The sequence below is a fragment of the Caballeronia sp. LZ016 genome (genome assembly GCF_031450805.1).
GTDB lineage: Bacteria > Pseudomonadota > Gammaproteobacteria > Burkholderiales > Burkholderiaceae > Caballeronia.
The window spans coordinates 131,935-156,744 of sequence record NZ_JARTVY010000004.1; the positions used below are offsets into that span (position 1 = coordinate 131,935).

Sequence of the window (24,810 nt, forward strand, 5' to 3'; positions counted from 1 at the left end):
GATGAAGCGCTTTCTGATCCCGTTGCTCGTGCTCGTGCCCCTCGTCGCGCTGCTGGCGGCGGGCTTGCGAAACGACCCGCGCAGGCTGCCCTCTGCGCTGATCGGCAAGCCTGCGCCCGCGTTCGAGCTGCCGAGGCTCGATGCCGCGCATCGGACGATGTCCTCGCGTTCGATGCGCGGCCAGGTCTGGGTGCTCAACGTGTGGGCGTCGTGGTGCGAGTCTTGCCGTGACGAGCATCCGGTCTTGATGAAACTTGCGGGCAGCGGCGTCGCGCCGGTCTACGGACTGAACTACGAGGACGAACGCGAGCCGGCGCTGCGATGGCTCGAAGAAGCGGGCAATCCATACGTGCTATCGCTGGTGGACCGCGACGGGCGCACGGGCATCGACTATGGCGTGTATGGCGTGCCGGAGACCTTCGTGATCGATCGCGCGGGCGTCGTGCGCTACCGGCAGGCGGGGCCGCTCACGCGGACATCGCTCGATGAAGTGATACTGCCGCTCGTCGGAAAACTGCAGAAGGTATCCGTCGATGATTAGGATAACGGTCCTTGTTTGCGTATGCCTCTGGATGGCCGTATCGGCCGCCCGCGCAAACGATGATGATCGCCTGAGGCAACTCGCCGAGAGCTTTCGTTGTGTCGTCTGCCAGAACCAGAGCCTTGCCGATTCCGCCGCGCCGCTTGCGGCCGACTTGCGCGAGCGTATCCGTGAGCAGGCCCGATCCGGCGCATCCGATGAAGAGATTCGCGACTACATGGTGCGCCGGTATGGCGACTTCGTGCTGTATCGTCCGCCGATGAAGCCGGCGACGTGGGCTTTGTGGTTCGGGCCGTTGCTCGCGCTGCTGGCCGGCGCGATTGCGCTGGCGCTGTCGATACGCCGCGCAAGGCGGGCGCAATGATCGCGTTCTGGCTGATTGCCGCCGTGATGGTGCTCGCCGCGCTCGGCTGCGTCGTCACGCCGTTGCTCGGACGCGAGCGGGCGCATGCTGCGCTCGCGGCCTTGCTGATCGCGCTCTTGCCTTCGGCGGCCATGACCATGTACATGCACATCGGCAATCCGGCCGCGCTCGCCGTCTATTCCGGCGATACGGCCGGTATCGACAAGCATGGCGAATCGCCCGGTTCGATAGAGGTGATGGTGAGCCGCCTCGCTGCGCGAATGAGTCGCACACCCGACGATGCGAAAGGATGGACGATGCTCGCGCGCTCGTACGCCGTGCTGGAACGTCCCGCCGATGCCGCCGCCGCATATCGCAGGGCGCTGGCGCTCACGCCACGCGATCCCGACCTGCTCGCCGACTACGCCGACGCGCTCGCCAGCGCCAGGGGCGGCGACCTGTCCGGCGAACCGCTGACGAACATCGACGCGGCGCTCGCGATCGATCCCGGTCATCCGAAGGCGCTGGCGCTGGCGGCATCGGCGGCGTTCGACCGCCGGGACTATCCACTGGCGATACGTCACTGGGAAGCGTTGCGCGATGTATCGGGCGCGGAGCCGGAAATCGCGAGGCAGGCGCAGAAAAACATCGACGAGACGCTGCTCACGATGCGCAAGCGCCGCTAGCGCAACTCCAGCCACATGGGCTGATGATCCGATGACCGGCTGTTCTGATCCGCCTCGCATCCCGCAATGCGCGGCTTCAGATCGTCGGTGACGAAGATGAAGTCGCACGCGAACGGACCATCCGCCCATTGCTCGTGATCGTAAAGGCCGACAGTCGCGGCACGCGGCTCGTTCGGATGCGCGCACGTCCAGGCATCGACGAAGGAGGGCGCATCGGCGATGGGCTCGAGCATCGCGCGATACGCGGCGCCTTCGTATGCGCTATTGAAGTCGCCGCAGACGATCGCCGACACGGGCCGCGCGGTATCGGCGAACGGGCTCGCCTGCTTCTCCGTCTTCGAGGGCCGGCGCGCATGATCGCACGCCTCCTGATGCACTTCGCGCAGCCGCGCCACTTGCGCGAGACGCTGCACTTCGGAATAGAACTCGAGATGCGTGCTGATGACCCGAAGCGGGCCTACGTCCGTTTCGACGACCGCTTCGAGCGCGACGCGCAGCATCGAGGGCTTGGGGGGATCGGCAGGCCAGGGAAGCGATTGGCGCAGGACCTGCCGCACCGGCAGACGGCTGACGATGGCGTTGCCGAACTGCCTGCGCGCGCTGCCTGCGCCGAGCGGTGGAAGATCCGAGCCGATGCCTTCGATGACGGTCGCGCCAGGCATCAGCGCCGCCAGTTCGGCGAACTGATCCGCGCTCGGGCGGCCCGCAAGCCCGCCCGCTTCCTCGCCTTCGTGAAAACCGCGCGTGACTTCCTGCAGGCACAGGACGTCGAAATCGCACAGCGCCTTCGCCTCGCTGACGATGCGCGGCAGGTCGACACGCCCATCCACGCCGCGTCCCCATTGCATGTTCCAGTTCACGAGCCGCATAGTCGTGCTCCTCCGAGCGTGATCGTGCATGACACCGGTCTTGAGAAACTCAGTATTTCTGACTGTCTCATAAAAGTGCGGCCTACAATTCACAGTACCTGAAACACTCGAATCGGCACCATGAATACGAACACGAAACTTTGGCTGAGCGGGCTGTCCTTGATGTCTCTGCTCGTGTCGGCCGGCGGTACTGCACAAGCGCAGCAGACGCAGCCCGCGCCGCAGCCGAGACCCGCGCCGTCGCTTACGCGCGAACAGCAGGCGAATCTCGACAAGCTGGATCAGGATATCGCGGAAGCAGCCATCGCGATCGTGAAACTCATCGATCAGAACAAGCCGGGCGAAGTGTGGGATGGGGCGTCGGCGGTTGCGAAAAAGATCATCACGCGCGAGGACTTCGTGAACAAGGTGACGCGGGACCGCGCGGCGTTGGGTGCGCCGGGCATCCGCATGCCGATGGGCGTGAAGCATCTTCAGTTCGACGGCACCGGCAACATGCCCGCCGGTTCGTTCATGAGCGTGGCGTTCGAAACCCAGTTCAGCGATGCGCGGCAGTCGTCGCGGGAGAGCGTCACGTTCATCCTCGATCCGGACAGGCGGTGGCGATTCGTCGGATATGCGGTGCGGTGACAACGAGGCTGGCGCTGCGGCCTACATATTCGTATACGAAGCACACCACCCCCTGGCCGCGACCAGCTTGTCTCCGAACAACGTGCACCCGCCCCACGCGTCAGTCGGTTTACCCTGAAACAGCGAGCAATTCGCGCAGTTCTGATCCGCCGCGAAGTTCGGATACTTCGCTTTGTCGACCTTCGCGGCATCCTCCTTGTAGCCGACGGCCGCTGCCGCCGGATCGGTTTCGCTCAAGTGCGATGCATCCGCGTTCGCACGGGCCAGCCACACGGACGCGCCCGTGCCGATGGTCACCATCATGAAGGTACGGCGGGAAGTGTTCATATGCGGGAATGGGCAGGGTGTCGTTATCGGGACGCTTGCGAAACGATACGCCCTCTTGCACTTCGATGCGCGCACGGTCGCTTTCGCTTGCGTCCTTTTTGTTCCGCCATCTGTTTTGTTTATCGGCAATATCCGGCGCGCAGGTGAAAGGCCGGCCGCGAAACCGCCGCTGGCCGGCGCGCGACCCCTCCCGGCGTACGCATCTGCACGCCGAAGCATGGTTTACGCGTAGTTCCGCGCACCCCCCGACTCCCCGTATCTTCGCCTTCAGTTTTCGCAACGAACCGGGCCGCGTGCAGTCGACGAGCGCCTCATCGCCCGGACCTCACGGAGCATCTGAACATGGCCCGCATCATCGGTGGCATCGCCGCCTCGCACACGCCCACCATCGGTTTCGCATTCGACAAGAACAAGCGCGACGACCCCGTGTGGGCGCCGATCTTCGAGAACTTCGCGCCGCTCGCGGACTGGATCGAAGAGAAGCGTCCCGACGTCATCGTGACCATCTACAACGATCACGTCACATCGTTCTTCTTCGATCACTACTCGGCGTTCTCGCTAGGCGTCGGCCCGGAATGGCGGGTGGCGGACGAAGGCGGCGGCGCACGCGATCTGCCGCCGATCAAGGGACATCCCGCGCTCGCCGCGCACATCGGCAACTCGCTGATGACCGACGAATTCGACATGTCGTTCTTTCAGAACAAGCCGCTCGATCACGGCTGCTTCTCGCCACTGTCGATGCTGTGCCCGCACAAGCCCGAATGGCCCGTGAAGATAGTGCCGTTGCAAATGGGCGTGCTGCAACTGCCGGTGCCGAGCGCGCGACGCTTCTACAAGCTCGGCCTCGCGCTGCGCCGCGCGATCGAAAGCTATCCGGAAGACATCAAGGTCGCCATTCTCGCGACGGGCGGCCTCTCGCATCAGGTGCACGGCGAGCGCGCCGGCTTCAACAACACCGAATGGGATGCGCGCTTTCTCGATCTCTTCGAGCGCGATCCCGAACAGCTCGCGGACATGACCATCGCGGAATATGCGGAACTCGGCGGCTACGAAGGCGCGGAAGTCGTCATGTGGCTGACGATGCGGGGCGCGCTGTCATCGAATGTCGTCTGCAGACATCGCAGCTACTACCTGCCTTCGATGGCCGGCATCGCGACCGCCATCTACGAAGGCGAGGACAGCGAGACGAAGCCCGCCATCATCGCGCGTCATCGGCAGCGCATGGCCGAACAACTGACCGATGTCGAGAAGCTGAAGGGCACGTATCCGTTCAGCATCGAGACGGCGGTGCGTGCGTATCGCATCAACGATTATCTGCATCGCATGATCGAGCCCGCACATCGTGATGCGTTCAGGCAGGACCCCGAAGCAACGTTTGAAGCTGCGGGCCTGAGCGATGAGGAGCGCGACATGATCCGCCGCCGCGACTGGCGCGCGATGCTGCATTACGGCGTCATCTTCTTCATGCTCGAAAAGCTCGGCGCGGTGACGGGCGTATCGAACCTGCATATCTACGCCGCGATGCGCGGCGAATCGCTCGAAGAATTCCAGCGGACGCGCAATGCACCGGGCGCGCTGTATTCGGTCGCCGGCAAGAGCGCGGACAAGCTCGACTGGGACAAGGCGGAGCAGGGCAAGCAATAAATAACACCTACAGGGACGGAGACAGACATGACTAGCGGTAGAACCATCGACATCAAGGGCTTCATCGACGAGCGGCCCATCTCCGCCTACCAGTGGCTGCTGGTGGCGCTGTGTTTCCTCGTCGTCACCGCCGACGGCATGGACGTCGCCATCATGGGCTTCGTCGCGCCGTCGATCATCGCGGACTGGCATATCTCGCGGCCCGCGTTCGGCCTCGTGATGAGCGCCGCGCCCATCGGTCTCGTGATCGGCGCGCTCGCGGCGGGGCCGGCATCGGATCGCATCGGACGCAAGGGCGTGCTGATCGCATCGGTGTTTCTGTTCGGCGTGTTCACCATCGCGACCGCGTTCACCACATCGCCGATGAGCATGGCGATACTGCGCGTGCTGACGGGCATCGGCCTCGGCGCGGCGATGCCGAACACGACCACGCTGCTTTCCGAGTACGCGCCGCAACGCAAGCGCGCGCTGCTCATCACGATCATGTTCACCGGCTTCAATCTCGGCTCCGCGTTGATCGGCTTCGTCGCGGGATGGCTGATCCCGGTGCACGGCTGGCGCTCGGTGCTGATCTTCGGCGGCGCATTGCCGCTCGCGCTGATCCCGCTGCAAATCTGGCTGCTGCCCGAATCGGCCCGGCTGCTGGCCGTGCGCGGCGCGACGCAGGAGCGAATCGGCAAGGTGCTCGGCCGCGTATGCGGCGCACGCTTCAACGGCGATGAAACCTTCGTCTCGAACGAGCCGCCGCTGCCGACGAAGAAGCCTATCGGCGTGCTGTTCTCCCACGGCTATGGCGTGCTGACGGCCGCGTTGTGGGTCACGTATTTCATGGGCCTGCTCGTGATCTATCTGCTGACGGGCTGGCTGCCGACCTTGATGAAGGACGCGGGCCTGACCGTATCCGCAGCGGCCAATATCACGGCGATGTTCCAGATCGGCGGCACCATCGGCGCGATCATCGTCGGCTGGATCATGGATCGTGTGCGGCCCGCGCCGGTGATCAGCGCCGCGTATCTCGGCGGGGCGGTATGCGTGCTGGGGCTCGCGTGGATCGGCGCGTTGTCGTCGTCGCTTGCGCTGCTCGTGTTCGCCGCAGGATTCTGCATGAGCGGCGCGCAGACCGGCCTCAACGCCTTCGCGCCGAGCCGCTATCCGACGGTCGCGCGTGCCACCGGGGTGAGCTGGATGCTCGGCATGGGCCGTTTCGGCAGCATCTTCGGTTCGGCGTTCGGCGGCGCGCTGCTCGGTCTCGGTTGGGAGTTCGGGGCCATCCTCGCCATGCTCGCCGTGCCCGCGACGCTTGCCGCCATCGCCATTCTCGTTGCGCAGCGCGGCCGTGCGGAGGAAGCCGCGCCGCAGACCACCGCTGCACATTAGTACGGAGCCACGATGATTATCGACATACACGGCCACTACACCACCGCGCCCAAGGCGCTCGAGGCGTGGCGCAACCGGCAGATCGCCGGCATCACGAACCCATCCGAGATGCCGCGCGTATCGGAACTGAATATTAGCGACGACGAGCTGCGCGAGTCCATTGAAAGCAACCAGTTACGGCTGATGCGCGAGCGCGGACTCGATCTGACCATCTTCAGCCCGCGCGCGAGCTTCATGGCGCATCACATCGGCGACTTCGACGTGTCGAGCACGTGGGCGGCGATCTGCAACGAGCTTTGCTATCGCGTGAGCCAGTTGTTTCCGGACCACTTCATTCCAGCGGCGATGCTGCCGCAAAGCCCTGGCGTCGATGTGTCCACGTGCATTCCCGAACTCGTGAAGTGCGTGGAGCAATACGGCAATGTCGCGATCAACCTGAACCCGGACCCGTCGGGCGGGCACTGGACGAGCCCGCCGCTCTCGGACCGGTACTGGTATCCGATCTACGAGAAGATGGTCGAGTACGACATTCCCGCGATGATTCACGTCAGCACGAGCTGCAACGCGTGTTTTCATACGACGGGCGCGCACTACCTGAACGCCGACACAACGGCGTTCATGCAGTGCCTGACTTCCGACCTGTTCCGCGATTTTCCGACGCTGCGCTTCGTGATTCCGCATGGCGGCGGCGCGGTGCCTTATCACTGGGGACGTTTCCGGGGGCTCGCGCAGGAGCTGAAAAAGCCCTTGCTGAAGGACCATCTGCTCGACAACGTGTTTTTCGATACCTGTGTCTATCATCAGCCGGGCATCGATCTGCTCACGCGCGTGATCCCCGTCGACAACATTCTCTTCGCAAGCGAGATGATCGGCGCGGTGCGCGGCATCGATCCTGAAACGGGTCACTATTTCGACGACACGAAGCGCTATATCGAAGCTGCGTCGATGCAGCCCGAAGCACGCTACAAGATTTACGAAGGCAACGCGCGCCGTGTTTATCCGCGGCTCGATGCGGCGCTCAAGGCAAAGGGACGATAAACATGTTCGAACTCGGAGTGGTGTATCGCAACATCGATCGCGCCGATGGCGACGCGGCCGCAAGACTCGGCGCGCTCGGCGCGGCCACGGTCCACGAAGCGATGGGCCGTGTCGGCCTCATGAAGACCTACATGCGGCCCATCTATGCGGGCGCGCAAGCAAGCGGCACAGCGGTGACGGTCCTCTTGCAACCCGGCGACAACTGGATGCTGCACGTCGCCGCGGAACAGATTCGGCCGGGCGATATCGTCGTGGCCGCGTGCACGACCGACAACACCGATGGCTTCTTCGGCGACCTCCTCGCGACGAGTTTCAAGGCGCGCGGTGCAAGGGCGCTGATCATCGACGGCGGCGTGCGCGACGTGCGCGTGCTCACCGAAATGAACTTCCCGGTTTGGAGCAAGGCGGTCTCCGCGAAGGGCACGGTGAAGGCGACACTCGGCTCCGTCAACATTCCGGTGGTGTGCGCGGGCGCGCTCGTCACGCCGGGCGATGTGATCGTCGCGGACGACGATGGCGTCGTCGTGGTTCCGTCCGCCTCGGCGAAAAAGGTGCTGGAAAAAGCCATCGCGCGCGAGGCGTTCGAGGAAGAGAAGCGCGCGAAGCTCGCGAGCGGCGTGCTCGGCCTCGACATGTACAGCATGCGTGAGCCGCTTGCGCGCGCGGGACTGCGGTACATCGACTGAAGCGGGCGCATGCGATGAACCATACACAGACGCCCATCACCGTCATATCGTCGATGGCCACACGTCACGTGCTGACCGATCTCGCTGACGCCTACGCGCAGCGCGTAACGGTCGAATCAGTGGGCGGCGTGGAAGCGGAGCGCCGCGTGAAAGAGGGCGAGGCGTTCGATATCGTCGTGCTCGCGGCCAATGCGATAAGCCGGCTGGTTGCTGCCGGGCGTGTCGATGCGGCGAGCCGCGTCGGCGTCGCGCGATCGGGCATCGCGGTCGCGATCGCAAAGGGTGCGGCGCGGCCATCGATCGGCAATGAAGCCGCCGTGCGCAGCGCCGTGCTGGAGGCACGCAGCATCGGCTATTCGACGGGTCCGAGCGGCGCTCATCTGATGCGGCTTTTCGAACGTTGGGGCATTGCGGAGACGGTCGCATCGCGTATCGTGCAGGCGCCGCCGGGAGTCGGCGTCGGTGCGTTGATCGCGCGCGGCGACGTCGAACTGGGCTTTCAGCAGATGAGCGAATTGATCGGAGTGGATGGCGTCGACGTGATCGGTCCGATGCCGGCTGCGATTCAGGCGATGACCGTGTTCGAAGGCGCGCTGTGCGAGAACGCGCGAGCCGGGCAGGCCGCGCGTTCCTTGCTTGCGTTCATGCGTGACGCCGATGCGGTGAAGCAGCGGTACGGCATGGAGCCTGTCAGGCTTCCTGCAGCCTGAACGTCTCGACAGCCGTGCGCAACGCCGCCGCCTGATCTTCCAGCGATTGCGCTGCAGCCGCCGCTTCTTCCACGAGCGCCGCGTTCTGCTGGGTCACTTCGTCCATCTGCGTGACGGCGCGTGCAACCTGATCGATGCCGCTGCTCTGCTCTTCCGATGCCGCTGCGATCTCGCCCATGATGTCCGTCACGCGCTGCACCGCGCCGCTTATTTCATGCATCGTGCGGCCCGCTTCATCGACGAGCGCGCTGCCCGACTGCACGCGTTCCACCGATGTATCGATCAGTTCCTTGATCTCCTTCGCCGCCGCCGACGAGCGTTGCGCAAGCGACCGCACTTCGCCCGCGACGACTGCGAAGCCGCGTCCTTCTTCACCGGCACGCGCCGCTTCGACCGCTGCGTTCAACGCAAGAATGTTGGTCTGAAACGCGATGCCTTCGATGATTGTGATGATGTCCGCGATCTTCGCCGAGCTTTGATTGATCTCACCCATCGTCGTGACCACTTGAGACACGACATGGCTTCCCTTGCCTGCAATCTCCGATGCGTTCGCCGCGAGCATGCTCGCCTGGCGCGCATTGTCGGCGTTCTGCTTCACGGTGCCCGTGAGCTGGTCCATGCTCGACGCCGTTTCCTGCAACGCCGATGCCTGTTCTTCCGTACGCGATGACAGGTCGATGTTGCCCGCCGCGATCTGCTTCGTCGCCGATGCAATCGATTCGCTTCCCGAACGAACGGAGCGCACGGTCTCGACGAGGCTCGACTGCATCGTCGAAAGGCCGCGCAGAAGCTGGCCCATTTCGTCGTTCGACGTGACGTTCACCGTGCGGCGCAAGTCGCCGGACGCGATCGCGGTGAACTGCGTGAGCGCGGCATCGAGCGGACGTGCGATCCGTCGACGCAGCGAGAACCATGAATACAGCGCCGCCACCACGCCGAGGAGGATGGCAGCCATGCTCGCGATGCGGAATGTGTCGTACTGCGCCTGTCCCGCCGCGAACGCGCTCTGCGCCTGTTCGAACTGCAGCTTGCGCAGCGCGGCGCCCGTCTTCGCGAATTCGTTGAAGGCGACCTGCATGGCGCTGGCGTCCGCGACGATCTTCTGCTCGTCTTTCGCGCGCACGTCGGCGTAGCCCTGGTCGAGCAGCCTGTACATCTCGATGCGCTGCGCGTTGAACTTGTCGGCGAGCGCCTTCTCTTCCCCTTGTTGCGGTAGCGCGGCGTAGGTGGTCCACGCATCGTCGGAGGTCTTGCGCATCAGCGGACCGCGTGCAATGGCGTCTTCCGCCGCGCTCGTGCCGACGTTGAGCGCGGCGCGGTCGAAGCACAGACGCTCACGCGCCACGAACATTTCGGCATTCCCCAGCGATACCGCGCTCGGCATCTGATTGGAAAAGAGCTCGTGCGTCAGCGTGTTCGAGCGCGTCATGCCGACGAGCCCGATGAGGCCAACCGCGATCAGAAGCGCGCTCAGCAGCGTCATGGCCAACGCCAGCCGGCCCTTGATAGTCGAAAACATGTCTTCCCCAAAGTGGCTGCATCGCGTCGTTCCCGCACCGGCTGCGATGCTGCGCCAGGCGCGCGGCCGAGGAAATCCATCGGATTCCGTAGATAACGACGCCCGCGCCGCGCTCTTTAGTCGAGGAAAACACTTAAGGATGGAAGCGCACGATCGATCGTCATTTCGCGTATTCGTCGTGACGCTTCCACCAGTTGCCCGTTTCGTTGCGGCCCTTCGGCGCGCGGTCGAGCCATTGATACATGCCCCATAGCGCATCGAGGCCGCGCGCGTAAGCCGAATACGTGTGATAGACGACGCCGTCTTCGAAAGCGAACGCGCTCATGCCCGGACGATCCCGCGTGAAGCCGGGCGCATCGGTGCCGCAATCCGCAGCGAAGGCCTTGACCGGCTCGGGGGCGTCTGTCATGTCCATCGCGTGTTCGCCGCGTGCATAGTTGTATTCGATATCGCCCGTGCGCTGCTGCGCTTCGGTGAACGACACGTTGAAGTCGTAGTTGAACTCGCCGTCGTGTGCGGATGCCCACGGGAACGTCCATCCCATGCGCCGCTTGTAAGCTGCGAGCTTGTCGATTGGCGCACGCGATACCGCCCACAGCGCGACATCGTGATGCGCAAGATGAATCGCGAAGCCGTCGAAGCTGTCCGCAATCGACGAACACGAAGGGCATCCGGCGCTCCAGTCGGGCCCGAACATGAAGTGATAAACGAGCAGTTGCGAACGGCCGCCGAAGAGATCGGCGAGCGTGGCGTCGCCCGCTTCCGTGTCGAAGCGATAGCGCTTGTCCACGCGAACCCAAGGCAAACGCTGCCGCTGCTGCGCGAGTTCGTCGCTTCGTCGTGTCAGTTCCTTCTCCGCCTTGAGCAAATCGAGCCGCGCGGCAAGCCAGTCGCCGCGTGTTCCGGTGATGTGCGTCGTCATGTTGCGTGCTCCCTCGTGCGCCGGGTGAAAGATCGTCGCGATGCATGGTGTTAGATTACTGCGAGGCATGGCAAGCGGGGAGTGACAAGCGTGGCGCGATTCGCATGGACTCGTTGATTACCGCGGCGGCGCGCGCGCTCGCGGCCGGTGATCCGCTCGGCGCGCTGAATCGCGTCGCGTGGCGCAACGATGCCCCCGCGCTCGCGTTGCGCGGCATCGCCATGGCGCAGCTCGGCGACTTCGCGCGTGCGAAAGTGCTCATCAAGAGCGCGGCCCGTGCATTCGGCGCGAAGGAAGCCGTCGCTCGGGCGCGGTGCATCGTCGCGGAAGCGGAGATCGCGCTTGCGTCGCGTGAGCTTGCGTGGCCCGCGAAGGCGCTCGACCATGCGCGCGCGATGCTCGAAGCACACGGCGATCATCTCAACGCGACCCATGCGCGCACGCTCGAAGTGCGGCGGGCGTTGCTGATCGGACGCATCGACGAAGCGGAACGCATGCTGGGCGCGATCGATTCCGCCGCGCTGCCGGCTGCGCTGCTCGCATCGCATGAGCTGATGGCGGCGGGGATCGCGATGCGCCGCGTGGAAGCGAAAGCCGCGCGCCGTGCGCTTGCCCGTGCGCGCGAGGCCGCGTGCGCTGCCGGCATTCCCGCGCTCGTTGCAGAAATCGAAAGCGCGCGGCATAGCCTCGATGCGCCCGCCGCACGAATCGTCGCTCACGGCGAGACGCGGCTCTTGTCGCTCGATGACGTGGAAACGTTGTTCGCGTCGGATACGCTCATCGTCGATGCATGCCGCAACATCGTGCGCGATGCTCATGCGCTCGTCTCACTGACGAGGCGTCCCGTCCTCTTCGTGCTCGCGCGCATGCTCGCGCAAGCGTGGCCTTCCGATACGCCGCGCGAGGCGCTCATCGCCCGTGCCTTTCGTATCGGGCGCGCGGACGAGACGCATCGGGTGCGGCTGCGTGTCGAGATGGGCCGCTTGCGCGCGATGCTGCGCCCGGTCGCGGAACTTCGCGCGACTCGCGATGGCTACGCGCTCACGCCGCGTCATGCACGGGCGGTTGCCATGCTCGCGCGCCCGGTCGATGACGACCACGCATCGCTTCTCGCCTGTCTCGCGGATGGACAGTCGTGGTCCAGTTCCGCGCTCGCACTCGCGCTCAATGCGAGTCAGCGCACGGTGCAGCGCGCGCTGGAAGGGCTGGCGTCGGCGGGCAAGGTGCAATCGTTCGGACGGGGACGCGCGCGCCGCTGGATGACCCCGCCGATGCCGGGATTCACGACGGCCTTGTTACTCCCCGCCGATCTCACGAGCGGCTAGCATCGACTCATGCATCGAGCCGATGCAGGCGAGCGAGGACAGACACATGAAACATGCGAAAGCAGAAATCATCCGTGAATATGGGCCTTTTCCGGGTGTCGAAGCGGTGCACGGCCTGACTTACGATGGCCACGCGGTCTGGTTCGCCGCCGGCGACAGCCTGAACGCACTGGACCCGCAGGGCGGCGCGCTGCAACGCAAGATCGACGTGCCGGCTCATGCAGGCACCGCGTTCGATGGCGAGCATCTGTATCAGATCGCCGAAGACCGCATCCAGAAGATCGATCCGCGAACGGGCCGCGTGCTCTCGACGATTCCCGCGCCTGGTGGCGGATCGGATTCGGGTCTTGCATGGGGCGAAGGCACGCTGTGGGTCGGGCAATACCGCGAACGCCGCATCCATCAGATCGATCCGGCAAGCGGCGACATCTTGCGCACGATCGAATCGAATCGCTTCGTGACAGGCGTCTCGTGGGTGGACGGCGAACTCTGGCACGCGACATGGGAGGGCGACGAGAGCGAGCTGAGGCGCATCGACGCGCGGACGGGCGAGGTCATCGATCAGCTGGACATGCCCGAGGGGGTGACCGTGTCGGGACTGGAATCCGACGGGGGCGACCGCTTCTTCTGCGGCGGCGGTCGCAGCGGCAAGGTGCGCGCCGTGCGCAAGCCGAAGGCATAGCGGCGCCAGCTTACTCAAGACTTTTCGATCCGCGCCGTTAAGGAGCAAAGCGCTTCACGTGCGGTCACGTCGGAAAGGAATACAGCGGTGCAGGAAAGAGCGAGCGATTTTCTCGGGACCATCGGTGAAACCGTCGCCCGGCGATTTCCGTATGTCGAGTGCATGCGCCGCTTCGATGCGTTCGCGCTGGCAATGCTGGGCGTCGCGCTCGTGCTGTCGATGACGCCGTTTCTCCCGCTGCCGTGGAGCGTGCTGCTCGGCGCAGCGGCGGCGGGCGTCATCACCGTCATTCATCTGATGTTGCAGTGGCGCAGGCAGATTTTCGTCGCGCAGCAGCTTTCGAACGGACTGCTCTCGATTGCGGAAGACTGCCTGAAGCTGCTCGATCCGGAAGGCCGCGTCGTATGCATTTCCGATGTCGGCCGCAAGCTGATCGGCGCCGACTGCGCCGGCGAAGTGGTCGGCGTCGACTGGCTCGCGCTCTGGGACGGCCCGGATGCGCGCGACGCCTTCGAGCGCGCGAAAGCGGGTGAATCTACCTCGTTCTCAGGCTCCTGCCGCACGATGACGGGCTCGCTGAAATGGTGGACGTCGAGCTTCGCGCCCGTGTATGGCGAAGCGGGCCGCGTGGTGTCGGTGCTGTGCAAGTCGCGCGATATCACGGCGGAAGTCGCGCTCATCGACGAATTGAGCGGCAATGCACGCGTGCAGAAAGACATGGAAGATCACGTCGATGCGGTCTTCTGGACCACGACGCATGACTTTCGCGAACTGCTGCATGTGAGCTCGGCGTTCGAGCGCATGTGGGAAATGCCGGTGGCTGCGCTCGAAGCCGAAAAGACCGCGTGGATGCAGCGTGTGCACACAGACGACCTGTCCGGCCTGCGCAACAAGATGCGCGAAGCCGTGAACACGGGCGCGCCTTCGCAGAGCTATTTCCGTCTTTGTCTGTCCGGCGATCGCACGCGCTGGGTGCGGGCGGACATCTATCCGGTGAACGAGGACGGCGCGGTGTCGCGCGTCGTGAGCGTATGCGTCGATGCGACCGAGGAGCGCATGCGTCTGCAGGAGCTGCATCGGCTTGCGAATACGGACAGCCTGACAGGCCTGCGCAATCGCAACGCCATGACGGATGCGCTCGTCGAACGCTGCGCGTCCGGCGAACCGTTCGCGTATCTGTTCATCGATGTCGACCGCTTCAAGTCGATCAACGATACCGCCGGCCACGATGCTGGCGACGCGGTGCTCAAGGCCATCGCGCAGCGCATTGCCGATGCCATTCCCGAAGGCGCCGTCGCCGCGCGTCCCGGCGGTGACGAGTTCACTGTGCTCCTGCCGGGCCAGTTCGATCAGCCGAGAATCGAGCGCGCATGCAGACGGCTTGCGCTCGCCTGTCATCGGCCTATCAAGCTCGGCTGCCGGACCGTCACGATGACCTGCTCGACGGGCGTCGCGCTGTATCCCGAGCATGGCCGCACGCCGGAGCATCTGTTCATCAGCGCGGACATGGCGATGTATGCCGCCAAGCGCGCGGGCCGCAATGCGTTTCGCGTGTTCGGCGAAAGCGAGAAGGGCGATCTTGCGCGCGCGCATCTCGAATCCGAATTGCACGACGCGATACGCGCCAATCAGTTTCTGCTCCACTATCAGCCGCAGTATCGCGTGGATACCGGCGCGCTCGTCGGTGTCGAAGCGCTGTTGCGCTGGAATCATCCGCAACTGGGGCTCATATCGCCGGGAGAGTTCGTGCCGGTGCTGGAAGAGAGCGGATTGATCGTCGAAGCGGGGCACTGGATCATTCGTGAAGCCGTGCAGGCGGCTGCACGGCTCGCCGCCGCGGCGCCCGATGTCCGCTCGGTCGCGGTGAACGTGTCGCCGAAGCAGTTCCGCGATCCGCGTCTCGTCTCCGTGCTCATGCACGCGATGAAGCGCAGCGGCATCGGTGCCGACCGCATCACGCTGGAAATTACGGAATCCGCACTAATCGAGAATGTCGACGATGCGCAGGACGTGCTCTCGAAGATACGCGAAATGGGCGTGCGGATCGCCATCGACGATTTCGGCACGGGCTATTCGAGCCTGAGTTATCTCGCGCGTTTCCGGCCGGATGTGCTGAAGCTCGACAAGTCTTTCGTCGACAACATCGCCACCGACGCGATGATGCGAACGGTCGTCGAAGGCGTGATCGATCTTGCACACAAGCTCGGCGTGACCGTCGTCGCCGAAGGCGTCGAGACGGGGGAGCAGCTCGAGCGCCTGAGAGACGCGCGCTGCGACAAAATGCAGGGATTCCTGCGCGCGCGGCCCGTGGCGCTCGATGCGTTCATGGACGACGTTGCCTGCGCCGGGAGTCCGGCGTAAGTCCTTAGTGCGACGGCTCGTAGTGCGTGGCGCTCGCCTTGTCGTGCGTCGCGTACTTCTCGATCATCGTCGCGCTCGCACGATTCAGCCCCGCGATATCCACCGCAATGCCGTTGCGCCGGAACTTGTTCACGATGCGGTCGAGTGCATCGATTGCGGTGATGTCCCAGAAGTGCGCGTGCGAAAGATCGAGCCGCACCGAGCGCACCGGCTCCTTGAAATCGAACTCGGAAACGAAGGCTTCGGACGAGGCGAAGAACACCTGCCCGCGCACCGCATAACGCCGCTCGCTCGCCGCTTCGTCCAGTGTCGAATCGACGACCAGCACTTGCCGCACCTTCGACGTGAAGAAGAGCGCGCTCAACAAGACGCCGACGAACACGCCCATCGCGAGATTGCCTGTCGCGACCACCACGACGACCGTTGCAAGCATGACCACCGACGAGCTTTTCGGATGCGTGCGCAGGTTCGCAATCGAGCGCCAGCTGAACGTGCTGATCGATACCATGATCATCACGGCGACGAGCGCGGCCATCGGAATCTGCTTGACCCACGGCCCGAGAAACACGACGAGCACGAGCAGCAACGCGCCCGCGACGAAGGTCGACAAGCGCCCGCGTCCGCCCGACTTCATGTTGATGACCGTCTGGCCGATCATCGCGCAACCGGGCATGCCGCCGAGAAAGCCTGCGGCGATGTTCGCGCAGCCCTGGCCACGGCATTCGCGATCCTTGTCGCTCGGCGTATCGGTGTAATCGTCGACGATGGCCGCCGTCATCAGCGATTCGAGCAGGCCGACGATAGCGATCGCCACGGAATACGGAAAGACGATGCGCAGCGTGTCGAGCGAGAAGGGCACCTGGGGCAGCCCGAAAACCGGCAGCCGGTCGGGGAACGCGCCCATGTCGCCGACGGTGCCCAATTGCAGGTGCAATGCCATCGATATGGCCGTCAACACGATGATGCACACAAGCGGCGACGGCACTGCCTTGGTCACGCGCGGCAGCAGGTAAATGATCGCGAGGCCGCCGGCGACCATTGCGTAGACGTACCACGGCGCGCTCTGCAATTGCGGCAGTTGCGCAAGAAAGATCAGGATGGCAAGCGCGTTGACGAAGCCCGTGATGACGGAGCGCGACACGAAGCGCATCAGCGCGCCGAGCCGGAGCATGCCCGCGCCGATCTGCAGGATGCCCGCGAGGATGCCCGCAGCGAGCACGTATTCGACGCCATGCGCCTTCACGAGCGATGAGAGCAGGAGCGCGACCGCCCCCGTCGCCGCGGAGATCATGCCGGGCCGGCCGCCCGCGATGGCCGACACGATTGCGATGACCGACGCCGCATACAGACCGACCTTCGGATCGACGCCCGCGATGATCGAGAAAGCGAGCGCCTCGGGAATGAGCGCAAGCGCGACGACGGTGCCGGCCAGCACGTCGCCGCGAATGTTCGAGAACCATTCCTCGCGCAGCGTATGAGTTTTCATAGGGATGAGTCCGGCGAGACGGCCGAAACGAAGGGAAAGCGGAAGAGGCGTGATTTTAACCGATCGGTGCAAACCCTGAGGCCGTGCGCGGGCGGCTGCCGCAAACGTTTCCCCCGACAGGAACGGCGCAGAAGACCATGAATGGCGGGACGCGAGGCGACCGCATGTTCTCGCGTCACACGGATGCCGGCACGAGCCCCACATCTTCTGATCGTTTAAGATACCCCGCCTCACTGATCGACCTGTCAAACGCGGAGTGTGCTCATGATTCAGCCCGGCAACGTATTCAAGGATAACCTCGCTCAACTGCCCCCGATCGAAGGCATCCAGCGCATCGATCTCGTCGATGGCGAAGGCGCGGTGCTCGCCAGCATCGAGAACAAGCCGGGCAAGCAGGGCTCGCTTGCGGTGGATCACTATCTGAAGCAGGCATTCGGCACGCTGGATTCAAAGGCCGCCGAGCATGGCCTCGCGGTGTTCGCCGAACATACGTCGGATGCGCGCAACCGCCCGGGGGCGCATCCGAATGTCGATCGTCTGCTGGAGATCGCAGCGGGCGGCGAGGCGTTGAAGATCGATGTAGTCGGCGCTGCCTGAACCTGTCGACAAAAAAACGGCGGCCCGTTGCGGCCGCCTTCGACATCGGGCTACAGAAGCCTTATCGCAACTGCACCCGCTCGATCTTCTTCACGATGACGAGATAGCTGAACACGGTGATCAACGCATTGACGCCGACGAACGCGAGCGCCCCGTTGAACGAACCGGTCTTTGCAACGAGATAGCCGATCACGATCGGCGTCACGATGCCCGCGATATTGCCGAACATGTTGAAGATCGAGCCCGAGAGACCGATGGCTTCCTTCGGCGATGTATCCCCGACCACGGCCCAGCCCAACGCGCCGATACCCTTGCCGAAGAACGCGAGCGACATCAGCGCGACTACGATCCAGTCGGTGTTCACGTAGTTGCAGCCGATGATGCACGACGACAGCAGCATGCCGCCGACGATCGGCGCCTTGCGCGCGACGGTGAGCGAGAAGCCGCGCCGAATCAGCGAGTCCGACAGCACGCCGCCGAGCACGCCGCCCGTGAAGCCGCAAATGGCGGGCAGGGATGCGATCAGCCCCGCCTGGAGGATCGTCATGTGACGCGCCTGCACGAGATAGATCGGGAACCACGTGAGGAAGAAGTACGTCAGCACGTTGATGCAGTACTGCGCGAGATACACGCCGAGCAGCATGCGATTCGTGAGCAGTTGCTTCACAACCGGCCAGCCGACCGGATTGCCTTTGTCGGTGTTGCCCGCACTGCGCGCACGCTGGTGTCCGCGCACGAGGCCGCCGCCTTGCTCGATGTAGTCGAGCTCGTTGCGATTGACGCGCGGATGATCGGCGGGATTCTTCATCACCGAGAGCCAGACGATCGCGAGCATCAGGCCGGCCACGCCCATCACGATATACACATGATGCCAGCCGAACGCATGCGTGAGCCACGCCATCAATGGCGTGAAGACCACAGCAGCGAAGTATTGCGCCGAATTGAAAATGGCCGATGCCGTGCCGCGTTCCTTCGTCGGGAACCAGCTTGCCACGACCTTCGCGTTGGCGGGAAAAGCCGGCGCTTCGGCCGCGCCCATCATGAAGCGCAGGACGAACAATGCAGTGACGGCCGCGGCTGCGCTGCCGAGCAAGCCGATCGCACTTTGCAGCAGCGTGAAAAGCGACCACAGAAAGATGCTGGCCGCATACACGCGGCGTGCGCCGAAGCGGTCGAGCAGCCAGCCCGCCGGAACCTGCGATAGTACGTACGCCCAGCTAAACGCCGAGAAAATATAACCCATGCGGATAGCGTCGAAGCCGAACTCGGCGCGCATGGCCGCGCCCGTCACCGACAAGGTGGCGCGGTCCGCGTAGTTGAACGTCGTAATGGCGAAGATCAGCAACAGAATGACGTAGCGCACCTTCGTGCGCTTCATGACGTCGGCGGGATTGGCGGTGCGGTAGAGCGACATCAACTTCTCCTCGTCTCCAGTGCTTCCTGCACGAAGGGCCGCATGAGCGGCCCTTTCGTTGCGGGCGCGCGTGACTGTCTGCGCGCCTGTTGCGGTGCTCGATGCGAAGCGCGCTTATTGCGAGCCGAGCTTCTTGATGAGCGCGTCGAGCTGGCCCATCTCTTCTTCGGTCAGGTCGGTCAGCGGCGCGCGCACCGGACCTGCGTCGTGGCCGACGAGCTTCGCGCCCGCCTTGACGATGCTCACCGCATAGCCCGCACGGCGGTTGCGGATCGCGAGGTACGGCAGGAAAAATTCGTCGATCAGCTTGCCGGTGGTCTCGTGATCGTTCGCGGCGATCGCGCGATAGAAGTCCATCGCCGTCTTCGGGATGAAGTTGAAAACCGCCGACGAATAGACCGGCACGCCGAGCGCCTCGTAGGCGGCGGCATAGACTTCCGCCGTCGGCAGGCCGCCGAGGTACGAGAAGCGGTCGCCCAGGCGGCGGCGGACGGTGACCATCGCCTCGATTTCACCGACGCCGTCCTTGAAGCCGATCAGGTTCGGGCAGCGGTCCGCGAGTCGCTCGAGCATGTCGGCGTTGAGCTTGGAATTCGCGCGGTTATAGATGATGACGCCCATCTTCGGCACGGCCTTGCAGACTTCCTCGGCGTGCGCCGCGATGCCTTCCTGCGATGCTTCGGTCAGGTAATGCGGCATCAGCAAGATGCCTTGCGCGCCGTTCTTCTCGGCTTCCTGCGCGAAGGCGATGGCCGTGCGCGTCGGGCCGCCCGCACCGGCAAGAATCGGCACCTTGCCTCGGCACACTTCGGTAGCCGTGCGGACGATCTGCGAATATTCAGGTTGCGTCAGCGAAAAGAACTCGCCCGTGCCGCCCGCCACGAAGAGCGCCGACGCGCCGTAGGGAGCCAGCCATTCGAGGCGCTCGGCGTAGGTATCGGCGCGGAAGTTGCCTTGCGCGTCGAAGTCGGTCACGGGGAACGAAAGCAGGCCTTCGGAAACGATTTGCTTGAGTTCTTGCGGTGTCGTCATGATTTGATGTCTCGGTGAGGAGCGTGCGGCAGATGCAGCGCTTATAGGTCATCGTACAACATGACTTTGCGACGGACAAGCAGAACGCGAGCTTCGCTGTAAAATCAAGGGTAAATACTGAGCAACGGCCGTCCGTTATGTTGTAGGATGACATAACTCTAGAAGTCGGCTCAAACGCGCCAAGGATCATCAGAATGAATCAGCCCCCGCTTTATATTCGCGTGCATCCCGAGGACAACGTGGCGATCGTCGTGAACGACGGCGGCCTCGGGGAAGGCGCTACTTTCTCCGATGGCCTCGTGCTGCGGGAGCGCGTGCCGCAAGGCCACAAGGTCGCGCTGAAGGATCTCGCGGAAGGCGAGGCGGTCATCCGCTATAACGTGGTGATCGGCTATGCGTTGAAGGCGCTGCCGAAGGGCAGCTGGATCAACGAACACGTGCTGCGCATGCCGACGCCGCCCGAGTTGCACGACTTGCCGATCGCGACCATTCAGGCGCCCGACACGTCGCCGCTCGAAGGCTTCACGTTCGAGGGGTATCGGAATGCGGACGGCACGGTCGGCACCCGCAACATCCTGGCGATCACGACGACCGTGCAATGTGTCGCGGATGTCGTGCAGCACGCGGTCGACCGCATCAAGGCGGAGTTGCTGCCGCGTTATCCGAATGTCGATGACGTCGTGAGCCTCGGCCATACATACGGTTGCGGCGTGGCCATCGAAGCGCCGGACGCGATGGTCCCGATCCGCACGGTGCGCAATATCGCGCTGAATCCGAACTTCGGCGGCGAAGTCATGATGGTGAGTCTCGGCTGCGAGAAGCTGCAGCCCGAGCGCCTGATGCCGCCGGGCACGATCCCGATCGCGGCGGCCGCCGTCGATGACGCGATTGCGGATATCGGCGACATGGAGAGCGAGGACAACGGCGCGGCAGTCGTGTTGCAGGACGAGGGACACGTCGGCTTCCAGTCGATGATCGATTCCATCATGCGCATGGCCGAGACGCATCTGAAGCGGCTCAACAATCGCCGTCGCGAGACTTGCCCGGCGTCGGATCTGGTGGTCGGCGTGCAGTGCGGCGGCAGCGATGCGTTCTCGGGTCTCACGGCGAATCCGGCGGTGGGTTTCGCGACGGACCTGCTGGTGCGCGCCGGCGCGACGGTCATGTTCTCGGAAGTGACCGAAGTGCGCGATGGCGTCGCGCAGCTCACGGCGCGGGCCGCGAATGGCGAAGTGGCGGCGGCGATCATCCGCGAGATGCAGTGGTACGACGATTATCTGAAGCGCGGCGGCGCGGATCGCAGCGCGAACACGACGCCGGGCAACAAGAAGGGCGGGCTGTCGAACATCGTCGAGAAGGCGATGGGATCGATCGTGAAGTCCGGTTCATCGACGATATCGGGCGTGCTGTCGCCGGGCGAGAAGGTGAAGCAGAAGGGCCTGATCTACGCGGCGACGCCTGCGAGCGATTTCATCTGCGGCACGCTGCAACTCGCGGCGGGCATCAACCTGCACGTGTTCACGACGGGGCGCGGCACGCCGTATAGCCTGGCGGAAGTGCCGGTCATCAAGGTGGCGACGCGTTCGGATCTGGCGCGCCGCTGGCACGATTTGATGGATGTGAACGCGGGCACCATCGCGACGGGCGAAGCGACGATCGGCGATGTGGGCTGGGAGCTGTTCCGGCTGATGCTGGATATCGCGAGCGGGAAGAAGCAGACGAAGGCCGAAGCGCTGAAGCTGCATAACGCGCTTGTGCTGTTCAATCCGGCGCCGGTGACCTGAGCTGCAAGGTTGTTGTCCGTGACAAAAGCCCCGATGGTTTGGGGCTTTTTTTGCGTGGTGGCAGCTACATGGTGGAGATCAGGCGGCAACCACACAGTGCGTGATGCCCCTCACGCGCTACCGGCACGCCGTGATCGCTGATCCTGGCGTCACACTCGATGATGACGTTCGGCTTCACCTCGGGATGAAGCGGGCATTCCACTTCATCCCCCTTGCGCGCGACCCGGCGACCACCATAGCGCATGGTTTCCAATGCAGTGATGACGGCCCCGCCGTGATCCGTCGTATCCCCTAAGCGGATCAGTTTGATGGACATGCTGTTCCCTTATTCGTCGCGCAGATACCAGATGACGCTGTTTCCGGTCTTGTCCTTGTCCGGTCCCGGCATCGGCTCGCCTTTGTTCACATGGACGGTTTTCTTCAGGAATGGGCTGAACCATTCGCCGCTGCGCGGACAAGGCTGACCGGGCTCAGCCCGCAACGGCGCACGGAAAGGCGCTGCGTTCTTGTGCGACGGCTCAGTGTTGGCGCGATACCAGTCCACAAGGTCTTTCGGATAGACCAGGTGATCGCGATAGCTGCTGTCGTCGATGTCGAACAGGATCGTCACGAGGGCGGCTTCGAGGCACCAGTAGCCGAAGTAGATGCCACCTGTGTGCGCCCCGTGCCAGTACGTGTTTTTCATGCCCTTGTACCAGCTGGTGACGAACTGCTTAACGAGTGCGGCTCGATCTTCTGGCAATGCATCGGTTGCTTCGGCAAGTGGCTTGTAGGGGTTCTCGTGAAACAGCCGGTTCGCGCCTCCTACATGCTTGCCGGTTAGCGCCTGTACCACGTTCTCGAAGAGCTTGTCACGTCCCCGGTTGTACTGGAAGGTTTTGTCGACCCAGTTCATGACCTTCGAAGCGAACTCCTCGTGCTTGAGCAACTTGCACAGGGCGAGCAGCCAGAGCACGTAGACATAGGCATCGATCTGCGTGATTTCCAGCGTATCGGCCACATTGCGCGGCGGGTCTTCGCTACGTGGCGACTTTTCTTGTGCAAGATAGGTGTCGAAGCGCTCAATGAGCGCGGGCATTTGCGCTCGAAGGTCTGAGATAGGTCGCCCGGCCGTGTAATCGAGGAGCACGATTTGCAGAGTGTTAGACGCAGCCTGCCAGCAAAGACTGGACGGAGCCGAAGGAATCAGGTTTTTCCTTGCCAAGTTCTCCAAGGCCAAAGTGATTCCAACACCCAGGATCTCGCTATTGTCGCTAAAACTGGACTCGTCCAAGTATCTTTGTCTTCTGGTATTTTGTATTGTCATTGGTTGCCTCGACTGTGATATGCCGTGTTATTTAGGGTCGATGTCTAGGTTCGCCTCTACAACGTCAATGAAGACGAAGACTTTCGATGGTTCTCCGCCGAAAGGACCAGGAAGGCAGACAAAGATCCAGCGTGCATAGCGCTCAATTCCTATTTCCGTCCTCTTTCGCGCTTGATCCCCAGGTGACATCCGGCTGTCACGCTTGAGCGCTTGCGGAATTCGTTCTTCCGTCCACGGCTCGCTCATCTGGGTCCCGTCGCAGGTCTCACCTAGCCTTCGCTTCGCCGCCTTCTTGACGCTTTCGACGTTATCAGTGTTGACCCGCTGCTCCATATTCTTGGCTTCGAACACCACGAACTTGGGGTAGGTCGCGCCGATTGAACTTCCCGTCGCGGCTGCGGTAAAAGCATAAGCGGGCGACGGTGGCGCTTTGTCCTTCGGAATGAACATCAACGTTCCGGGCTTTGGCTTCACGACCGTATCCGGTAAAGGCTGAGGCAGATTCATTGGCGGTACCTTTTCAAATAGCCCATCCAGTCCTCTGCCCTTGGGCGGGTCGATCAGACGGCGATACTTCATGGTGTCTTCCATGATCGTATAGCCATCGTTTTCGCAGACCTCGCCGTTCTGCTTCCTCAGTTCAGCCTGTGCCTTGCATTCGTTGTTGGTCGCATTGGTTTGCGCTTGCGTCTGAGACTGAGTATCCGGTATCGGGAGCTTTCCTTGCGGAGCATACTTTGCTTGTATGCGCCGCATTTCCTCTTCTTCAGAATGTTCTTCGAACGCATTTCCAGGTATGGCGATCAGTACGACGGCTAACAGCGTCATCGTGCCTATTTCAAGCGCCAGCGTCGCGAGTCCGCGACCTGCCGCCGCTTCAGCCGCTGCGCCTCCGCCTCTAACCACCTCCAACTGTGGCGGTGGCTTGGGAAAAATCGGATCGTTCGCCGGAAAATCCGTGACGGGAGTGTTCGGCATGGGCTGCGCCTGCGCATACATGACCGCGCTGCGGCTTGCGGCTTCCAAGCGGCTATCTTGCTGCCTGACAATAGCCGCCCACGCTTTAACCTCTTCGTCGGCTTTCTTCCGGCCCGAGTCCCAATCGAAGGACTCCACATACTCACGAGCATTGCCGTATGCCTGACTGTGCATGAAGGCGCGAACATCGTCCCACGTCCCGCCTTCGGCGACTGTCTGCACGAAGATGCACGACGCGCCGTAGCTCGGCATGAAACCCGAGAAGTAGTAACCGAGCTGGTCGGAGATTTGGGATCGCGCGCCGCCACTCAACAGGTATGCGATGAAGTCACGTGTCAGATGCAGAAAGTCATCGTCATCATGAAAGCCTTTGATGCGCGACAGCCATAGCCCGGCGATGGCTTTGTCGGCCTCGGTCTGCGTGATGGCCTGCGCGGGGTAGCACATCTCCAGAAACCGCCTGATCTCGGCTACCGCCATGCGAACTGCATCTTTGAGATTCGGCTTGACCTGAATGATGGGGATAGTCGTGTTTGAAGTGCGAGCAACCACT

General features: G+C 63.4%; 24 protein-coding genes. 14 read left to right on the plus strand and 10 right to left on the minus strand.

The window, feature by feature from the left end; genetic code table 11:
- Window position 1 precedes the first annotated feature (1 nt).
- Genes P9220_RS21080 through P9220_RS21090 form a run of 3 tightly spaced genes read left to right on the plus strand, consistent with a single transcriptional unit; the run spans window position 2 to window position 1,570 of the window.
- Window positions 2-541, plus strand: coding sequence for a DsbE family thiol:disulfide interchange protein (locus tag P9220_RS21080; protein WP_309768214.1), 540 nt, complete (start codon window positions 2-4; stop codon window positions 539-541).
- On the plus strand, window positions 534-905 hold the full coding sequence (locus P9220_RS21085) for a cytochrome c-type biogenesis protein (protein WP_309767412.1): 372 nt from the start codon (window positions 534-536) through the stop codon (window positions 903-905). Before P9220_RS21080 ends, P9220_RS21085 begins: the two co-directional genes overlap by 8 nt.
- Window positions 902-1,570 carry a tetratricopeptide repeat protein gene (locus P9220_RS21090; protein ID WP_309767413.1) on the plus strand — a complete coding sequence of 223 codons (669 nt, stop codon included), beginning with the start codon at window positions 902-904 and terminating at the stop codon, window positions 1,568-1,570. The genes P9220_RS21085 and P9220_RS21090 overlap by 4 nt, the downstream gene beginning before the upstream one ends.
- Here P9220_RS21090 and P9220_RS21095 read toward each other — a convergent pair.
- Window positions 1,567-2,439 (minus strand): endonuclease/exonuclease/phosphatase family protein, encoded by an 873-nt coding sequence (locus P9220_RS21095; protein ID WP_309767414.1) that lies wholly within the window; start codon window positions 2,437-2,439, stop codon window positions 1,567-1,569. The two genes, P9220_RS21090 and P9220_RS21095, sit on opposite strands and share 4 nt — an antisense overlap.
- Before the next feature lie 120 nt (window positions 2,440-2,559).
- Here P9220_RS21095 and P9220_RS21100 point away from each other — a divergent pair, with 120 nt between their 5' ends.
- Entirely contained in the window at window positions 2,560-3,069 is a 510-nt protein-coding gene (locus P9220_RS21100; protein WP_309767415.1) for a DUF4019 domain-containing protein, read from the plus strand.
- Between the two features lie 21 nt (window positions 3,070-3,090).
- On the opposite strand, the gene P9220_RS21105 is transcribed toward P9220_RS21100, so the two are convergent.
- A complete protein-coding gene (locus P9220_RS21105; RefSeq protein ID WP_309767416.1) occupies window positions 3,091-3,396 on the minus strand; it encodes a high-potential iron-sulfur protein in 306 nt (101 codons plus the stop codon).
- 342 nt (window positions 3,397-3,738) lie between these two features.
- Here P9220_RS21105 and P9220_RS21110 point away from each other — a divergent pair, with 342 nt between their 5' ends.
- From P9220_RS21110 to P9220_RS21130, 5 genes are read left to right on the plus strand one after another with little or no spacing between them, the layout of a single operon-like run.
- Window positions 3,739-5,040, plus strand: coding sequence for a gallate dioxygenase (locus P9220_RS21110; RefSeq protein WP_309767418.1), 1,302 nt, complete (start codon window positions 3,739-3,741; stop codon window positions 5,038-5,040).
- Between the two features lie 27 nt (window positions 5,041-5,067).
- Window positions 5,068-6,417: an aromatic acid/H+ symport family MFS transporter gene (locus P9220_RS21115; protein WP_309767419.1), complete on the plus strand. Its 1,350-nt coding sequence runs from the start codon at window positions 5,068-5,070 to the stop codon at window positions 6,415-6,417.
- A 12-nt stretch (window positions 6,418-6,429) separates the two neighbouring features.
- A complete protein-coding gene (locus P9220_RS21120; RefSeq protein WP_309767421.1) occupies window positions 6,430-7,455 on the plus strand; it encodes an amidohydrolase family protein in 1,026 nt (341 codons plus the stop codon).
- 2 nt (window positions 7,456-7,457) lie between these two features.
- The gene (ligK, locus tag P9220_RS21125; protein ID WP_309767423.1) at window positions 7,458-8,141 is read left to right on the plus strand and encodes a 4-carboxy-4-hydroxy-2-oxoadipate aldolase/oxaloacetate decarboxylase; all 684 of its coding nucleotides are present in this window, start codon (window positions 7,458-7,460) and stop codon (window positions 8,139-8,141) included.
- Window positions 8,142-8,155: 14 nt separating this feature from the next.
- Window positions 8,156-8,851 carry a substrate-binding domain-containing protein gene (locus P9220_RS21130; RefSeq protein WP_309767424.1) on the plus strand — a complete coding sequence of 232 codons (696 nt, stop codon included), beginning with the start codon at window positions 8,156-8,158 and terminating at the stop codon, window positions 8,849-8,851.
- Here P9220_RS21130 and P9220_RS21135 read toward each other — a convergent pair.
- Together P9220_RS21135 and P9220_RS21140 are read right to left on the minus strand one after the other, a co-directional pair.
- Window positions 8,832-10,370 carry a methyl-accepting chemotaxis protein gene (locus P9220_RS21135; RefSeq protein ID WP_309767426.1) on the minus strand — a complete coding sequence of 513 codons (1,539 nt, stop codon included), beginning with the start codon at window positions 10,368-10,370 and terminating at the stop codon, window positions 8,832-8,834. The two genes, P9220_RS21130 and P9220_RS21135, sit on opposite strands and share 20 nt — an antisense overlap.
- 160 nt (window positions 10,371-10,530) lie before the next feature.
- The gene (locus P9220_RS21140) at window positions 10,531-11,292 is read right to left on the minus strand and encodes a DUF899 domain-containing protein (RefSeq protein ID WP_309767428.1); all 762 of its coding nucleotides are present in this window, start codon (window positions 11,290-11,292) and stop codon (window positions 10,531-10,533) included.
- A gap of 104 nt (window positions 11,293-11,396) precedes the next feature.
- Between P9220_RS21140 and P9220_RS21145 the strand changes: the two genes are divergently transcribed.
- The 3 genes from P9220_RS21145 (at window position 11,397) to P9220_RS21155 (ending at window position 15,660) form a co-directional block, all read left to right on the plus strand.
- Window positions 11,397-12,617 carry a helix-turn-helix domain-containing protein gene (locus tag P9220_RS21145; RefSeq protein WP_309767429.1) on the plus strand — a complete coding sequence of 407 codons (1,221 nt, stop codon included), beginning with the start codon at window positions 11,397-11,399 and terminating at the stop codon, window positions 12,615-12,617.
- A 46-nt stretch (window positions 12,618-12,663) separates the two neighbouring features.
- Window positions 12,664-13,299, plus strand: a complete 636-nt coding sequence (locus P9220_RS21150) for a DUF5074 domain-containing protein (RefSeq protein WP_309767430.1) — start codon at window positions 12,664-12,666, stop codon at window positions 13,297-13,299.
- An 87-nt stretch (window positions 13,300-13,386) separates the two neighbouring features.
- Window positions 13,387-15,660, plus strand: a complete 2,274-nt coding sequence (locus P9220_RS21155; protein WP_309767431.1) for an EAL domain-containing protein — start codon at window positions 13,387-13,389, stop codon at window positions 15,658-15,660.
- A 4-nt stretch (window positions 15,661-15,664) separates the two neighbouring features.
- Here the strand turns inward: P9220_RS21155 and P9220_RS21160 are convergent, their stop codons facing one another.
- A complete protein-coding gene (locus P9220_RS21160) occupies window positions 15,665-17,146 on the minus strand; it encodes a SulP family inorganic anion transporter (RefSeq protein ID WP_309767432.1) in 1,482 nt (493 codons plus the stop codon).
- A 264-nt stretch (window positions 17,147-17,410) separates the two neighbouring features.
- Between P9220_RS21160 and P9220_RS21165 the strand changes: the two genes are divergently transcribed.
- Entirely contained in the window at window positions 17,411-17,743 is a 333-nt protein-coding gene (locus P9220_RS21165; protein WP_309767434.1) for a DUF2322 family protein, read from the plus strand.
- Window positions 17,744-17,804: 61 nt separating this feature from the next.
- Here the strand turns inward: P9220_RS21165 and P9220_RS21170 are convergent, their stop codons facing one another.
- Together P9220_RS21170 and kdgD are read right to left on the minus strand one after the other, a co-directional pair.
- Window positions 17,805-19,157 carry an MFS transporter gene (locus P9220_RS21170; protein ID WP_309767435.1) on the minus strand — a complete coding sequence of 451 codons (1,353 nt, stop codon included), beginning with the start codon at window positions 19,155-19,157 and terminating at the stop codon, window positions 17,805-17,807.
- Window positions 19,158-19,271: 114 nt separating this feature from the next.
- A complete protein-coding gene (gene kdgD / locus P9220_RS21175) occupies window positions 19,272-20,189 on the minus strand; it encodes a 5-dehydro-4-deoxyglucarate dehydratase (RefSeq protein WP_309767437.1) in 918 nt (305 codons plus the stop codon).
- Window positions 20,190-20,383: 194 nt separating this feature from the next.
- On the opposite strand from kdgD, the gene garD reads away from it, so the two are divergent.
- On the plus strand, window positions 20,384-21,973 hold the full coding sequence (garD, locus tag P9220_RS21180) for a galactarate dehydratase (protein ID WP_309767438.1): 1,590 nt from the start codon (window positions 20,384-20,386) through the stop codon (window positions 21,971-21,973).
- Window positions 21,974-22,037: 64 nt separating this feature from the next.
- Here garD and P9220_RS21185 read toward each other — a convergent pair whose 3' ends face one another.
- From P9220_RS21185 to P9220_RS21195, 3 genes are read right to left on the minus strand one after another with little or no spacing between them, the layout of a single operon-like run.
- Window positions 22,038-22,289, minus strand: a complete 252-nt coding sequence (locus tag P9220_RS21185; RefSeq protein ID WP_309767439.1) for a PAAR domain-containing protein — start codon at window positions 22,287-22,289, stop codon at window positions 22,038-22,040.
- A gap of 9 nt (window positions 22,290-22,298) precedes the next feature.
- The gene (locus tag P9220_RS21190) at window positions 22,299-23,279 is read right to left on the minus strand and encodes a PoNe immunity protein domain-containing protein (protein ID WP_309767440.1); all 981 of its coding nucleotides are present in this window, start codon (window positions 23,277-23,279) and stop codon (window positions 22,299-22,301) included.
- 27 nt (window positions 23,280-23,306) lie between these two features.
- Window positions 23,307-24,809: a hypothetical protein gene (locus tag P9220_RS21195; RefSeq protein ID WP_309767441.1), complete on the minus strand. Its 1,503-nt coding sequence runs from the start codon at window positions 24,807-24,809 to the stop codon at window positions 23,307-23,309.
- Window position 24,810: the final 1 nt, after the last annotated feature.